Origin of the sequence: Pseudomonas sp. 43A (assembly GCF_013363935.1) — a bacterium.
GTDB classification, from domain to species: Bacteria; Pseudomonadota; Gammaproteobacteria; order Pseudomonadales; family Pseudomonadaceae; genus Aquipseudomonas; species Aquipseudomonas crudilactis.
Genome location: NZ_CP054880.1, coordinates 5057471 through 5071611, shown reverse-complemented (window position 1 = coordinate 5071611; position 14141 = coordinate 5057471). Strand labels below are relative to the sequence as shown.

At 59.0% G+C, this 14141-nt stretch carries 13 protein-coding genes; 5 read left to right on the top strand and 8 right to left on the bottom strand.

Translation table 11 applies throughout. From position 1 onward, the window contains the following. Positions 1 to 228 precede the first annotated feature (228 nt). Entirely contained in the window at positions 229 to 924 is a 696-nt protein-coding gene (locus HUW52_RS22090) for an HAD-IA family hydrolase (protein ID WP_175554916.1), read from the top strand. A gap of 73 nt (positions 925 to 997) precedes the next feature. Here HUW52_RS22090 and HUW52_RS22085 read toward each other — a convergent pair whose 3' ends face one another. Next, positions 998 to 1744: a 3-oxoacyl-ACP reductase family protein gene (locus HUW52_RS22085; RefSeq protein WP_175554915.1), complete on the bottom strand. Its 747-nt coding sequence runs from the start codon at positions 1742 to 1744 to the stop codon at positions 998 to 1000. A 128-nt stretch (positions 1745 to 1872) separates the two neighbouring features. Here HUW52_RS22085 and HUW52_RS22080 point away from each other — a divergent pair, with 128 nt between their 5' ends. Further along, on the top strand, positions 1873 to 2799 hold the full coding sequence (locus HUW52_RS22080; RefSeq protein ID WP_175554914.1) for a LysR family transcriptional regulator: 927 nt from the start codon (positions 1873 to 1875) through the stop codon (positions 2797 to 2799). A gap of 120 nt (positions 2800 to 2919) precedes the next feature. On the opposite strand, the gene HUW52_RS22075 is transcribed toward HUW52_RS22080, so the two are convergent. From HUW52_RS22075 to HUW52_RS22065, 3 genes are all read right to left on the bottom strand, one after another. After that, entirely contained in the window at positions 2920 to 3648 is a 729-nt protein-coding gene (locus HUW52_RS22075) for an aspartate/glutamate racemase family protein (protein WP_007916448.1), read from the bottom strand. A gap of 55 nt (positions 3649 to 3703) precedes the next feature. Next, positions 3704 to 5242 carry an NCS1 family nucleobase:cation symporter-1 gene (locus HUW52_RS22070; protein WP_175554913.1) on the bottom strand — a complete coding sequence of 513 codons (1539 nt, stop codon included), beginning with the start codon at positions 5240 to 5242 and terminating at the stop codon, positions 3704 to 3706. 578 nt (positions 5243 to 5820) lie between these two features. Continuing rightward, positions 5821 to 6555 carry a phosphoadenylyl-sulfate reductase gene (locus tag HUW52_RS22065; protein WP_016985741.1) on the bottom strand — a complete coding sequence of 245 codons (735 nt, stop codon included), beginning with the start codon at positions 6553 to 6555 and terminating at the stop codon, positions 5821 to 5823. A gap of 164 nt (positions 6556 to 6719) precedes the next feature. Here HUW52_RS22065 and thrH point away from each other — a divergent pair, with 164 nt between their 5' ends. Continuing rightward, a complete protein-coding gene (gene thrH / locus HUW52_RS22060; protein ID WP_158953916.1) occupies positions 6720 to 7337 on the top strand; it encodes a bifunctional phosphoserine phosphatase/homoserine phosphotransferase ThrH in 618 nt (205 codons plus the stop codon). An 87-nt stretch (positions 7338 to 7424) separates the two neighbouring features. Here the strand turns inward: thrH and pabB are convergent, their stop codons facing one another. The 4 genes from pabB to HUW52_RS22040 form a co-directional block, all read right to left on the bottom strand. Beyond that, positions 7425 to 8768 carry an aminodeoxychorismate synthase component I gene (gene pabB, locus HUW52_RS22055; RefSeq protein WP_175554912.1) on the bottom strand — a complete coding sequence of 448 codons (1344 nt, stop codon included), beginning with the start codon at positions 8766 to 8768 and terminating at the stop codon, positions 7425 to 7427. Positions 8769 to 9084: 316 nt separating this feature from the next. Beyond that, positions 9085 to 10071, bottom strand: coding sequence for an alpha-L-glutamate ligase-like protein (locus HUW52_RS22050; RefSeq protein WP_016983747.1), 987 nt, complete (start codon positions 10069 to 10071; stop codon positions 9085 to 9087). Further along, positions 10071 to 11606 (bottom strand): inactive transglutaminase family protein, encoded by a 1536-nt coding sequence (locus HUW52_RS22045; RefSeq protein WP_016983748.1) that lies wholly within the window; start codon positions 11604 to 11606, stop codon positions 10071 to 10073. The genes HUW52_RS22050 and HUW52_RS22045 overlap by 1 nt, the downstream gene beginning before the upstream one ends. 5 nt (positions 11607 to 11611) lie before the next feature. After that, positions 11612 to 12148 (bottom strand): ATP-dependent zinc protease, encoded by a 537-nt coding sequence (locus HUW52_RS22040; protein WP_016983749.1) that lies wholly within the window; start codon positions 12146 to 12148, stop codon positions 11612 to 11614. A gap of 291 nt (positions 12149 to 12439) precedes the next feature. Between HUW52_RS22040 and HUW52_RS22035 the strand changes: the two genes are divergently transcribed. Together HUW52_RS22035 and prpB are read left to right on the top strand one after the other, a co-directional pair. After that, a complete protein-coding gene (locus HUW52_RS22035) occupies positions 12440 to 13162 on the top strand; it encodes a GntR family transcriptional regulator (RefSeq protein WP_172828118.1) in 723 nt (240 codons plus the stop codon). After that, positions 13159 to 14049 (top strand): methylisocitrate lyase, encoded by an 891-nt coding sequence (prpB, locus tag HUW52_RS22030; protein ID WP_175554911.1) that lies wholly within the window; start codon positions 13159 to 13161, stop codon positions 14047 to 14049. The genes HUW52_RS22035 and prpB overlap by 4 nt, the downstream gene beginning before the upstream one ends. Positions 14050 to 14141: the final 92 nt, after the last annotated feature.

The following is a 14141-nucleotide window of genomic DNA, read 5'->3' as shown; positions in this document are numbered from 1 at the left end:
TCAAAAAGGTGCGGGGACTTTGCGGGGGATCAATCAGGAAAGAAGTCGGGCGAGTAGGCGATGTCTGTAGGATGTTTCGCTAAATGTTCTGGAGTCGTTCATCGCTGCAACGGACATTGCCCGTTGCTCAATGTCCGCCACGCTCGTTATGCTGCTGAACCCTTTAATCAGATCCGCGTAGCGGCGCCAACTGTGCCGCCCGGGATATCTTTGTTAACGGATCCGATGATGAATGCACCGCTGAAGGCGTTCGGCCCGATCAAGGCCGTGATTTTCGATATGGACGGTTTGCTGCTGGACACCGAGGGCATTTACACCGAAGTCACCTCGCTGATTGCCCAGCGTTACGGGCGCACCTTCGACTGGAGCGTCAAGCAGAACATCATTGGTCGCGGGGCCAACGATCTGGCCAATTACGTGGTGCAGGCGCTGGATCTGCCGATCACCGCCGAAGAGTTTCTGGTGATCCGCGAACCACTGATGCGTGAGCGTTTCCCAACAGCGCAAGCGATGCCCGGTGCCGAGGAGCTGATTCGCCACCTCAAGGCGCACAATATTCCAATCGCGGTGGGCACCAGTTCATCGCGTCAATCGTTCGGCCAGAAAACCACGCTGCACCGCGACTGGTTTGCGTTGTTCGACTTCATCGTCACTGCAGATGATCCGGAAGTCGGCGCGGCCAAACCGGCGCCGGATATCTTCCTGACCGCTGCCCGTCGTTTGGGTGTCGCGCCTGAAGATTGTCTGGTGTTCGAGGATTCGCCGTTTGGCGTGACCGCTGCGAAAGCCGCAGGCATGACAGCGATTGCCATCCCCGATGCTGCCATGGCCGATGAAAAATACGCACACGCTGACGGGATTCTGCGCACACTGAAAGCGTTTACTCCGAGTGCTTGCGGCTTGCCGGCGCTGGAATGGACGTAAGCATCTGACACAAAAAACGCCGCCCCTCTGTAACAAGAGGGGCGGCGTTTTTCGTTCAGTCGACTCAGATAAATCAGGCGCCGAAACCACCGTCGATGGTCAGGCTGGCACCGGTAATGTAACCGGCTTCCGGGCCTGCCAGATAAGCGACGAAACTGGCGATTTCTTCGGCTTTACCGTAACGACCCACTGCCATCAACGGGATCAGGCTTTCGGCGAAGTCACCGTGCGCCGGGTTCATGTCGGTGTCGACCGGGCCTGGCTGCACGTTGTTGACGGTGATACCGCGTGGGCCGAGGTCGCGGGCCAGGCCTTTGGTCAGGCCAACCAGTGCTGATTTGCTCATCGCATACACACCGCCGCCGGCGAAGGGCATGCGGTCGGCGTTGGTGCTGCCGATGTTGATGATGCGTGCGCCTTCGCCCATGTGTTTGGCGGCTTCCTGGGAGGCGATGAAGACGCTGCGAATGTTGATCGCCACGGTCTGGTCGAAGTCTTCAAGTTTGAAATCTTCCAGCGGTGCGACGGCCAGTACGCCAGAGTTGTTGACCAGAATGTCGAGGCGGCCAAAGGCTTCGACTGTGGCGCTGACGGCGTGGCGAATGGCGGCGGCATCAGCGCTGTCAGCCTTGATCGCCAAGGCTTTGCCACCGTTGGCGGTGATGCTGTTCTGCAATTCTTCGGCTTTGGCGGTGGAGCTGACGTAGGTGAAGGCTACTGCGGCGCCTTCAGCGGCCAGGCGTTTGACGATGGCTGCGCCGATACCACGGGAACCGCCTTGAATCAGAGCAACTTTACCGCTGAGGTGTTGAGTGGTCATGTTCGATCTCCAGAGTGGTCAAGGCGGGAATGCCTTGTTATTGGTGCCGAGTATCGGCGTGGTATCGACAACTGTGTAGACCATGATTGCTATAGTCTGTGTAAACCAGAAGTTTATAGTGGCGGATCATGGAAACCTTCAGCAGCATTGAATGCTTTGTGCGCAGTGCCGAAGTCGGCAGCTTTGCCGAGGCCGCACGGCGCTTGAGCCTGACCCCGGCAGCCGTCGGCAAAAGTGTGGCCAAACTCGAAGTGCGGCTCGGCGTGCGGCTGTTCCAGCGTAGTACACGCAGCCTGACGCTGACCGAGGCCGGGCAACTTTTCCTGGATCAGGTCAGTGGCAGTTTGACGACGATTCAAAATGCCGTGGCCAATCTGTCCAGTGTCGAAGGGCTGCCGGCGGGAACGCTGAAAGTCAGCATGGGCGCAGCGTTTGGCTGCCTGCATATCGTGCCGATGCTCGGTGAGTTTCTGCGACGATATCCGGCGATCAATCCGGACTGGCATTTCGATAATCGACAGGTCGATCTGATCGGACAGGGCTTTGATGCGGCCATTGGTGGTGGTTTTGAACTGCCGCAAGGGGTGATCGCGCGCAAGTTGAGCCCGGCGCACCGGATATTGGTCGCGTCCACCGACTATTTACAGGCCAATCCCGCGATCATCGAGCCGGATGACCTCAGCCATCACGACGGCATTCTGATCCGTTCCCCGCAAACCGGACGCGTGCGTTCCTGGCAATTGACCGGGCGCAATCCACAGAACTGTCGGCCGTTGATGCTCAAGGCGCGGATGACCATGAGTGATTCGGAGGCCGCTTGCAGGACGGCGGCGCAAGGCTTGGGAATCGCGCTGGTGAGCATGCCGTTTGCGGTGGGCTATCTGGAGGCGGGGACGTTGCAGCGGGTGTTGCCGGACTGGTTTGTCGATGATGGCAACATCTCGATCTATTACGCCGAACATAAGTTGTTGCCGGGCAAGACGCGGGCGTTTGTCGATCATGTGATTGAGCAGTTTGCCGAGAGAGGGTTGGCGCGGCGGTTCAGTGCTATTTGATCAAGGCTTTAGACCGAGTCGCTGCCTTCGCGAGCAGGCTCGCTCCCACATTTGGAATGCATTTCCCCTGTGGGAGCGAGCCTGCTCGCGAATGGGGCGACTCGGTTTCCGAGGATGACCTCAGCGGGCGAACCGCCCCGGCCAGCCAATGATGTTCTTCGGCCGAGGTGTCGCATACGTTCGCACCTTCGACGTCGACAAACGCAAGCGCACCAGCGATTCCGCAATCGTCACCGCCGCCGTCACCCCATCCACCACCGGCACCCCGGTACGTCGACGAATCTGCTCATCCAGCCCGGCCATGCCACCGCAACCCAGGCAGATCACCTCGGCTTTGTCCTGCGTCACCGCCAGTTCAGCCTGATGCACGATCGCTTCCAGCGCGCGCTGCGGCTCATGCTCCAGCTCCAGAACGGCCAGACCACTGGCCCGCACTGACGCGCAACGGTCCCACAGACCCGACAGTTTCAGCCGATCCTCAATCAATGGCACGGTGCGATCCAGCGTGGTCACCACTGAATACGCGTGACCGAGAAACATCGCCGTACTCGCTGCCGCATCAGTGATATCCACCACTGGCACATTGAGCAATTCCTGCAAACCTTCGCGACCATGTTCGCCGTAACCGGCCTGAATCACCGCATCGAACGGCTGATCGTAGGACATCACCCGATCCATCACCGCGATGGCCGCCAGATAGCTTTCGAAGTTGCCTTCAATCGAGTCGGCACCGAAGTACGGTGTCAAACCGACGATTTCGGTACCGGGTGACGCAACAGCCTGCGCCGATCGGGCGATGGCCTCAGTGATGGACTCGGTGGTGTTGACGTTGACCACGAGAATACGCATGGGGAAATCCTTATTGCGGGCAGTTCTGCGGCCCGAAATCCGGGCCGCGAGGAAGTTAATGGCAGACGTTGTCGACAGCGATCGATTCGCCGCTGACGTCGGCGTAGTGCGGCTGGCGCTTGGCGATGATCAGATAAAGCATTCCGGCGATCCCGGCGCCGATCAGCCAGGAGAACGGCGAGACGCTGTGGAAGCCCGGTACCAGTGCCAGGACGATGGCGATCAGCGCCGCAGGAATAAACGCCGCCACCGCACGGAAATTGACGCCTCGGCTGTAGTAATAAGCGCCGTTGGGATCTTCGCTGTAGAGCTGCGGTACGTTGATCCGGCCTTTGCGGATCAGCCAGTAGTCGACCATGATCACCCCGTACAACGGGCCGAGCAGGGCGCCGAGACCGGACAGGAAGTACACGATTACCAGCGGGCTGTTGTAGAGATTCCACGGCAGGATCAGCACCGCGATGGTCGCACTGATCAGTCCGGCGCGGCGGAAGGTCAGGTACTTCGGCGCCAGGTTGCTGAGGACGAACGCCGGGGCAACGAAGTTGGCCATGATGTTCACCGCCACGGTAACGATCAGGAACGCCAGGCAACCGAGTACCAGGAAGAACGTGTTGGGAATCGAGGCGATGATTTCGGTCGGGCTTTCAATGATCCGGCCATTGATCTGAAATTGCGCGCCGCAGAGCAGGACAGTAATCGCGGCGAACACCAGAATATTCACCGGCAAACCCCAGAAGTTTCCTACCTTGATGGTTTTGCGGCACGGCGAAGAGCGGGCGAAGTCGCAGAAATTCAGAATCAGCGTGCCGTAGATCGCCAGCCACAACGCGCCGCCGGCAAAAATGTTGCGCCACATTTCGCCACCCGTGAGCGGTTCGCGGATCGCCCAGGCGATGGTCGCGTTGGCCTGGAAGTACATCCACGCGGCGAGGGCGGCGACGGTCAGCAGAATCACCGGTCCGGCAAAGGCTTCGTAACGGCGCACCATTTCCATGCCGTAGGCAAGGATCGCCAGTTGCACGAGCCAGATCGCCACGAAACATACCCAACCCAAGGTCGATAGTCCGAGAATCGAATCGTGGTCATATTCGGCGAAGCCGGGATGCACTGCGGTGAGCAACACGCGGAACACCACCGACGCCAGATACGTCTGAATGCCAAACCAGGCAATGGCGATAACCGCGCGGATCAGCGCAGGAATTTGCGCGCCATGGATGCCGAAACTGATCCGGCTGATCACCGGAAACGGCACGCCGGTTTTCTGCCCCATGTAGCCGGACAGGTTCATGAAAAAGTAAACCAGCGCCGCACCAATCCCCAGCGACAGCAGAATCTGCCAGCCACCCAAGCCCAAGGCGTACAGGCCAATGGCGAACGAGTAGTTGGCGATGTTGTGCACATCGTTGGTCCACAGGGCGAAGATGCTGTATTTGCCCCAGCGTCGACCTTCGGCCTTGGTTGGCGCCAGATCACTGTTGTGCAGACGCGGACTCAGTTGCAGCGGCTCAATCAGGGCATCGTGCGGCGACGGTTGATCGAGAGCAGAGGCGGGCAGATTCAGCGCGATGTTGTTGGAGAGACTTGTACGCATTCCGGCAGGCTCCTGATGTTCAGGGCCGCGATGACTGTGCATGAGCGGTCAGGCTCGACATATCTTCGTCGCGGCCAGCAACATCACTGGTTACGGGGCATCTGCAGCCTGTACGGGATAGGGCGCTTCAGGCTTGCGGATCGAAAGTGGGTTTATGTTTTGCAGTTTTGTATACAAAACATGCATGCACTAAAGCCAGATTTGTGCCAGTTGCGGCTCTATAGAAGGCCGTACTCATTTCGAAAAGTTATCTAAGTTCGTTAAGTCTTTGAAAATAATTGGTTAAAAATTGACCGTTCGAACAGGTATTTATTTTTGGAGGGCGATTTCGATGGCGGGCGGAGGCGAGGGGTTTTTGGCTGGGATGTAACTTTTCAGGGCGCTCAAAGTAAAAAGTGCACACATAAATGGCACCGATGGTGACATTCGTGTGTACACGTTTTTAAGGTCGCGCAGGTGCAGAGTGTGGGAGCGAGCCTGCTCGCGAATGCGTTGGATCAGTCAACGAAGATGTCGATTGGGACTACGCATTCGCGAGCAGGCTCGCTCCCACAGTGGGATGTCACTGGAATTGGAGATCAGGCCTTGCTGATGATATTCCCGGCATGCAACCCGCATTCTTTCTGCGTCGCCTCTTCCCACCACCAACGGCCTTCGCGCTCGTGCTGGTTCGGCAGGACAGGGCGGGTGCACGGTTCGCAGCCGATGCTGATGAAACCGCGTTCATGCAAGCTGTTGTACGGCAGCTCGAGCATGCGGATGTAGCCCCAGATCTCTTCGCTGGTCATCTGCGCCAACGGGTTGAACTTGTACAGGGTGCGCTCCGGTGTGGAGAACGCGGTGTCGATTTCCATCGCTGCCACGGCGCTGCGAGTGCCCGGGCTCTGATCGCGGCGCTGGCCGGTGGCCCAGGCTTTAACGTCGGACAGTTTGCGACGCAGCGGTTCGATCTTGCGGATGCCACAGCATTCGCCGTGGCCGTCCTTGTAGAAACTGAACAGGCCTTTTTCCTTCACGAACGGTTCCAGTTTCGTGTAGTCCGGCGACACCAGTTCGATGTCGATCTTGTAGTGCTCGCGCACCTGATCGATGAAGCGGTAAGTCTCCGGGTGCAGGCGGCCGGTGTCGAGGCTGAACACCTTGACGTTCTTGTTGAGCTTCCAGGCCATGTCCACCAGCACCACATCCTCGGCGCCGCTGAAAGATATCCACAGGTCATCGCCGAACTCGGCAAACGCGAGTTTGAGGATGTCTTGCGCGGATTTGTTGGCATAGGTCGTGGCGAGTTCCACGATGTCGAACGTTGCACTCATCAGGGCGGCTTCCTACAGGTCGGTGGCGCTGGGCGCTCTATATGGGGCCGATGGTAACAAAAAGCGGCAGCGCTCGGGGCGCGCTGTGCGTTGCACGCCTGGATGTGAGCGGCTAGAGTTCGGCCTCGCTCGACTCAAATAATCAATACAAACGGGAGTGTCTTGTGGAAATTGCTTGCCTGGATCTTGAAGGGGTGTTGGTGCCGGAAATCTGGATCGCCTTCGCCGAAAAAACCGGAATCGACTCCCTCAAGGCTACCACCCGGGACATTCCCGATTACGACGTGCTGATGAAGCAGCGTCTGCGCATCCTCGATGAGCATGGCTTGAAGCTTTCGGACATTCAGGAAGTGATCGCCACGTTGAAGCCGCTGGATGGCGCGGTGGAGTTCGTCAACTGGCTGCGCGAACGCTTTCAGGTGGTGATTCTGTCGGATACGTTCTACGAGTTCTCGCAGCCGCTGATGCGTCAACTGGGCTTCCCGACGTTGCTTTGCCATCGTTTGATTACTGACGAGACCGGGCGGGTGACCAGCTATCAGTTGCGTCAGAAAGATCCGAAGCGGCAGTCGGTGCTGGCGTTCAAGAGCCTGTATTACCGGGTGATTGCGGCGGGGGATTCGTATAACGATACGACGATGCTGGGCGAGGCGGATGCCGGGATTCTGTTTCATGCGCCGGAGAATGTGATTCGCGAGTTTCCGCAGTTTCCTGCGGTGCATACGTTTGCCGAGTTGAAGCAGGAATTCCTCAAGGCCTCGAACAGAGAGTTGAGCTTGTAGTCGTCTGAAAAGACGCTATCGCGAGCAGGCTCACTCCTACAGGGGAACGCATTCCAAATGTAGGAGTGAGCCTGCTCGCGATGGCTTTTAGAGGTTCTGCAGGGTTTCCAGCAAAATCTTCACTTTAGTGATCGACTCCTGATACTCGGCCTGCCAATCCGAATCCGCCACAATCCCGCCACCGCCCCAGCAACACACCTGCCCATCCTTGACCAACAGACTGCGAATCGCGATGGAACTGTCCATTTCGCCGCGCACGTCCAGGTACAGCAATGACCCGCAATACAGGCCGCGCCGGGTCGGCTCCAATTCATCAATGATCTGCATCGCACGTATCTTCGGCGCACCGGTGATCGAGCCGCCGGGGAAACTGCCGGCAATCAAATCCAGTGCGTCGCGATCATCCGCCAATTCACCGGTGACGCTGCTGACCAAGTGATGTACGTTCGGATAGCTTTCCAGGCTGAACAACTCCGGCACGCGCACCGAGCCGATGCGGCAGGTGCGCCCAAGATCGTTGCGCAGAAGGTCGACGATCATCAGGTTTTCCGCGCGATCCTTGGGGCTGGCCAGCAGTTCGGCGGCATTGGCGGCGTCTTCGTCAGGTGTCAGGCCGCGCGGGCGGGTGCCTTTGATCGGGCGGGTTTCGACCTGACGCTGGCTGACTTTGACGAAGCGTTCCGGCGACAGGCTCAACACCGCGCCGCCGTCGGGCAGGCTCTGGAAACCGGAGAACGGTGTCGGGCAGGCTTCGCGCAACTTGCAGTAAGCCAGCCACGGATCGCCCTGACACGTAGCGCGGAAGCGCTGGGCGAAGTTGACCTGATAGCAATCGCCGGCCTGGATGTAATGCTGAATGCGTTCGAAGGCTTGGCGGTAGTCGTCGGCCGAAAGGTCGGCGGTCATCGGGGCGTTCAGTTTGAACGGTGTCAATGCCTCAGCATGCGGCTCGGTGAACAGCGCGATCAGCCGGTGTCTCTCGCTGTCGATCATGGACGGATGGAAGACCAATTGGCTGGTGGCCGACTGGTGATCGCTGATCAGTGCCCAGGCATACAGACCAAAGCGCGCGTCCGGCAATTGCAGATCATCGCGGGCCTGACGCGGCAGGTTTTCCAGATGCCGACCGAAGTCGTAGCTCAGGTAGCCGATCAAGCCGCCCGCGAATGGCAGCTCGAAACCCGCTGGCAAATCAGCCTCACCCAGGCGACTGAGATTGTTCCGCAGACGTTGCAGGAAGTGCGCGCCGCTCTCGTCCGGCAACACCGCCAGTTGTTCCAGCGGCCAGGCGCTGAGCAGGTCATAACGGCCACGGTCAGCGCTCGGGCGGCCACTGTCGAGCAGCACGGCGCCGGGCGCGTTGCGGATGGCCGCGAAGTAGTCGGCGGGATTGGCGCGGTAGGGCAGCGGGTGTACGGAACAGGTCAACATGGGCGAGGCAGATCGGCCGTTGAGGCGGGGTGGGGATTGTAGTCCTCTCCGATGCCAGATCAAAGTCAAAAGCCTCCCCCTCACCCCAACCCTCTCCCCCAAGGGGGCGAGGGGGAAGGGAGCCGATCTTTATGCTTTTCAAAGCCTGAGTTCGACTCGAAATTCGGAAAGGGCGCCGACCTTCATACTTTTCAACGCCTGAGTTCGACTCAAGACTTTCAAGTCGGCGTATTTCCAGCATCCACCTCGGTCAGTCCCCTCTCCCTCTGGGAGAGGGCTAGGGTGAGGGGCTTTTAGCTTTTCAGCTCTTGAGCTATTAGCCTTCGACCGCAGGAATATGCCCAAACATTTCCTGAGTAAACGCCACACGCTCTTCAACCGTCTCCGTCACCCCACGCGCCTTCAGCTCTTCCAGCCGCGCTTCCACCGCGTGCGTGCGCAACGTCAGCCCACAGTCATTGGCAATCTGAATATTCAGCCCCGGCCGCGCATTCAACTCCAGAATCAGCGGCCCTTTCTCCTGATCGAGCACCATATCAACGCCGATATAGCCCAACCCGCACAGCTCATAACAGCCCGCCGCGAGTTTCATGAAACCGTCCCAGTAGGGCAGTTGCACGCCATCCACCGCGTTGGTGGTGTCGGGGTGTTTGGTGATGATGTTGTTCAGCCAGGTGCCTCGCAACGTCAAACCGGTCGCCAGATCGACACCGACGCCAATCGCGCCCTGGTGCAGGTTGGCCTTGCCGCCAGACTGCCGGGTTGGCAGGCGCAGCATCGCCATCACCGGATAACCCATCAGGACGATGATGCGGATGTCCGGCACGCCTTCATAACTGATGCTTTTGAAGATCTGATCCGGGGTCACCCGGTATTCGATCAGCGCCCGGTCACGGTGGCCGCCCAGCGAGTACAAACCGGTGAGAATGCTCGAGATGTGATGCTCCAGCTCCTCATGGGCAAGGATCTTGCCCGACACCGTGCGATAGCGGCCCTCGAAGCGGTCGGCAATCACGATGATGCCGTCACCGCCGGCGCCCTGCGCCGGTTTGATCACAAAGTCGCTGCGCCCGCCGATGATCTCGCCGAGTTTGTCGATTTCCTTCTCGGTGGAGATCACGCCATATAACTCCGGCACGTGAATGCCGGCCTCGATGGCGCGTTCCTTGGTGATGATCTTGTCATCGACGATCGGGTACAGACTGCGCTTGTTGTACTTGAGCACGTAGTCGGCGTTACGCCGATTGATGCCCATGATGCCCCGCGCCTCCAGCGCTTTCCAGGTCTTCCAGAAACCGAACATCAGGCGTCAGCCTTCTTCAGGAAAGCCTTGAAACGCACCAGTTCGGTCAGGCGGTAGCCGCGATAGCGACCCATCGCCAGCATGAAACCGACCAGAATCAGCAGGATCGCCGGGAAGGTGAACACGAAGTACACCAGCTCAGGCACGGTCATGATCAAGTGCGCCAGAGAGGCGGCGAACAGCGTGCCGATCGCGACTTTCAGCGCATGGCTGGCGCCGCGCTCTTCCCAGGTGATCGACAGGCGTTCAATGGTCATGGTCAGAATCACCATCGGGAACAGCGCCACGGACAAGCCGCGCTCCAGACCAAGTTTATGACTGAACAGACTGATGGCCGCGATCAGTACCACGACAAAGGTCAACACCACCGACAGTCGCGGCAGCATTTGCAGTTTCAGGTGTTCCAGATAAGAACGTAATGACAGGCCCAGCGCCGTAATCACGGTAAACAGCAGAATGCCGAAGCCCAGTTGCGTTTCACGGAAGGCGAGGGCGATCAACACCGGGGTGAACGTGCCGAGGGTCTGCAGGCCGATCAGGTTGCGCAGGATCAGAATCACCAGCACGCCAATCGGGATCATCACCATGATCATGAACGTTTGCTGAGTCTGTAGCGGCAAGCCGTACAGCGAGTATTCAAGGAAGTTGGCGTCGGTGTTCTCGTCGGTCAGCTTGGCCAGACGAATCGCATTCATCTCGCTGTTGTTCAGGCTGAAGGTCACGTTGGCTTTTTTGCCGCCGTCGACGGTGATCAGGTTTTCATCGCCGGTCCACCACAGCAGGCGGTCGGTCGGCAGGCCTTGCTCGCCGGTTTCCGGGTTGAAGTACAGCCAGTCGTTGCCGTTGAAGCTGCGCAGCCACAGTTCAGGCGTTTGCGGCTGATCGGCGACGAGGCGGATGGTGTGGACTTTTTCCACCGGCACGTGGGCGATGGACAGCAGCAGTTCGACGATTTTGGCTTTGTGCGGCGTCGACGGATCGCCGGCCAGCAGCAGTTTCACGTTGTCATCGTTGACGTTGTTGACGCGTTTGATCGCCTCGCCAATGAACGTTTCGACGTCGGCCGAGTGCTGGCGGATCGGCGCGAGCAGGGCTTCGGCGGCGATTTTCTCAGGGCCTTCGATGGCGATGCTGTCGCGGAAGGTCGGGCCTTTGATCTTGGTCTTTTCCGCGGTGTAGCGCTTGGTCAGCACCAGACGGTAATAAAGGGTCTGGTTGCCCTTGGCCCGGCGTGCCGACCAGGTGACCTTGCGGTTGCCGTCGACGCGGTTCACGGCGACGCCGTAGTTATTGGAGATAAAACTTTCGTTGAGGCTGACGTAATCGCGGCTCAACGGTGGCACGAACATCTGGATCTTCACCGGATCCTTGGTGCTGGCGACGAACTCGACCTTGGCGTCGATGTTCCACAAGTCGTCGGTTGCATCTTCGGTCACCGGGATGCCGAGCACGAAAATCTGATAGGCCGTAACCGAAACGCCCAGAAGCACCAGAATGGTGATCAGGATTTTCAGGTGGAAGGTTAGAGAACGCATGGAAATTACTCGGCGGTATGAGCGGCGATAGTGCAGGCGGGTTTGCCGGCAGCGTATTTAAGACTGGGGTCGACCAGCGCGTCGAAGCGTTTCAGCGCTTCGGAGCCAATCAAAAGCGGATATTGGAACGCACTTCGGTCGGTCAGGTTCACTTCGATGCTGCGCATTGCCGATCCCATGCAGATATCCAGCTCGATCACCGGACGAGCGGTGTACTTCTTGCCTTCTTCCGGGTCGTAGTCGCCGGCGCGGCGCTTGATCTTGCTGACCCGGGCCAACGGCCGTTCGATCGGGTGCGAATGCGCGGCGTCGATCGCCAGGTAGAAACGTACCCAGGACTCGCCATTGCGTTTAAAGCGTTTGATGTCGCGGGCACTCAGCGAGGCGGTTTTCGCGCCGGTGTCGAGTTTGGCCGCGACTTCCAGATTGATGCCGTCAAGCGAAGCGTATTCGTTGAGGCCGTACACGGTTTTTTCCCCCGCGGCGGCTAGGCCGGGCAGGCAAAACAGGGCAAAGAATGTGGGGAAGGGCTTGAGTCTCATAAATCCTGGTGCGCAGCGTTCCGTTTTCGGTTCAGGTCCCTGGCAAAACTTGCGCAAGGCCCTTCGTGTGCCTATCAGCTTTTTATGACAAGCCGTACAAATGGCCAGCAAATGCGGGCGGCATTCTAGCACGGTGGTTTTATGGCGCCAGCGCCGGGGCCGGTCTATAACCCTTGGGGATGTCAGAAGCTGTTATTAGACGATTGTCGACAATATCTATTTATCCTTTGACTGATGCGGGCGAATTGGCTAGTTTTTGCCGCATTGGATTTAAAGGTGTCGACAATCATGCTGGATCAACTCGATCCCCCGGTCATCAGCGGCGACGATTCCGAAACACTCTCGGAAAACGTCTTCCGGCGCATTCAGGCAGCTATCGTCAAAGGCGAGATCGCGCCGGGCAGCAAGATCTCTGAGCCGGAGCTGGCGCGCACCTATGGCATCAGCCGTGGGCCATTGCGTGAGGCGATTCATCGCCTGGAAGGCCAGCGCTTGCTGGTGCGCGTGCCGCACGTCGGCGCGCGCGTGGTCTCGCTCAGCCATGCCGAATTACTCGAACTCTACGAAATCCGCGAATCCCTCGAAGGCATGGCCTGCCGTCTGGCGGCCGAACGCATGAGCGTCGAAGAAATCGACGAACTGCGCCGGGTGCTGGAAACCCACGAGCGCGACGCGGCGTTTCAGGCTGGCGTCGGCTACTACCAGCAGGAAGGCGATTTCGACTTTCACTACCGGATCATCCAGGGCAGCGGCAACCGCACGCTGACGCAGATGCTCTGCGGCGAGTTGTATCAATTGGTGCGCATGTACCGCATCCAGTTTTCCACCACACCGAACCGCCCGCGCCAGGCCTTTGCCGAACACCACCGCATTCTCGATGCCATCGCCGACCGTGACGGCGAGCTTGCGGAATTGTTGATGCGCCGTCACATCGGCGCCTCGAAACGCAACATCGCCCGTCATTACCAGGACGGCGCCCACAATAAGACAGCCACTGAACGAGGTGAGTCATGAGTTCCAAGCACAGCACTCCAGGCCAGCGTTTCCGCGATGCGGTCGCCAGCGAGCACCCATTGCAGGTGGTCGGCGCGATCAACGCCAACCACGCGCTGCTGGCCAAGCGCGCCGGTTTCAAGGCGATCTACCTGTCCGGTGGCGGGGTGGCCGCAGGTTCTCTCGGCGTGCCGGATCTGGGCATCACCGGCTTGGATGACGTGCTGACCGACGTGCGCCGGATCACCGATGTCTGCGATTTGCCGCTGCTGGTCGATGTCGACACCGGTTTCGGCTCGTCGGCGTTCAACGTGGCGCGCACGGTCAAGTCGATGATCAAGTACGGCGCGGCGGCGATTCACATCGAGGATCAGGTCGGCGCCAAGCGCTGCGGCCACCGTCCGAATAAAGAGATCGTCAGTCAGCAGGAAATGGTCGACCGCATCAAAGCTGCCGTCGATGCTCGCACCGACGACAGCTTCGTGATCATGGCGCGTACCGATGCGCTGGCGGTGGAAGGTCTGGAATCGGCACTTGATCGCGCCGCCGCGTGCATCGAGGCCGGCGCCGACATGATCTTCCCGGAAGCCATCACTGAACTGGAGATGTACAAGCTGTTCGCCAACCGAGTGAAAGCGCCGATCCTGGCCAACATCACCGAGTTCGGCGCGACGCCGCTGTACACCACCGAGCAACTGGCCAGCGCCGACGTGTCGCTGGTGCTCTATCCGCTGTCGGCGTTCCGCGCGATGAACAAGGCTGCGGAAAACGTTTACACCGCAATCCGCCGCGACGGCACGCAGCAGAATGTCATCGACACCATGCAGACTCGCATGGAGCTTTACGATCGCATCGATTACCACACGTTCGAGCAGAAGCTCGATGCGTTGTTTGCCGCCAAGAAATAAAGATCAAAAGATCGCAGCCTGCGGCAGCTCCTACATGAACCGCATTCCCTGTAGGAGCTGACGAGTGCAACGAGGCTGCGATCTTTTCGCCA

Excerpts from the sequence above, each read along its gene's own strand:
- HUW52_RS22065 (WP_016985741.1), bottom strand. The coding sequence starts at position 6,555 with ATGAGTGCAACGTTCGACATCGTGGAACTCGCCACGACCTATGCCAAC.
- HUW52_RS22085 (WP_175554915.1), bottom strand. The coding sequence starts at position 1,744 with ATGACCACTCAACACCTCAGCGGTAAAGTTGCTCTGATTCAAGGCGGT.
- prpB (WP_175554911.1), top strand. The coding sequence starts at position 13,159 with ATGAGTTCCAAGCACAGCACTCCAGGCCAGCGTTTCCGCGATGCGGTC.
- HUW52_RS22040 (WP_016983749.1), bottom strand. The coding sequence starts at position 12,148 with ATGAGACTCAAGCCCTTCCCCACATTCTTTGCCCTGTTTTGCCTGCCC.
- pabB (WP_175554912.1), bottom strand. The coding sequence starts at position 8,768 with ATGTTGACCTGTTCCGTACACCCGCTGCCCTACCGCGCCAATCCCGCC.
- HUW52_RS22090 (WP_175554916.1), top strand. The coding sequence starts at position 229 with ATGAATGCACCGCTGAAGGCGTTCGGCCCGATCAAGGCCGTGATTTTC.
- HUW52_RS22075 (WP_007916448.1), bottom strand. The coding sequence starts at position 3,648 with ATGCGTATTCTCGTGGTCAACGTCAACACCACCGAGTCCATCACTGAG.
- HUW52_RS22080 (WP_175554914.1), top strand. The coding sequence starts at position 1,873 with ATGGAAACCTTCAGCAGCATTGAATGCTTTGTGCGCAGTGCCGAAGTC.
- HUW52_RS22045 (WP_016983748.1), bottom strand. The coding sequence starts at position 11,606 with ATGCGTTCTCTAACCTTCCACCTGAAAATCCTGATCACCATTCTGGTG.
- HUW52_RS22050 (WP_016983747.1), bottom strand. The coding sequence starts at position 10,071 with ATGTTCGGTTTCTGGAAGACCTGGAAAGCGCTGGAGGCGCGGGGCATC.
- HUW52_RS22070 (WP_175554913.1), bottom strand. The coding sequence starts at position 5,242 with ATGCGTACAAGTCTCTCCAACAACATCGCGCTGAATCTGCCCGCCTCT.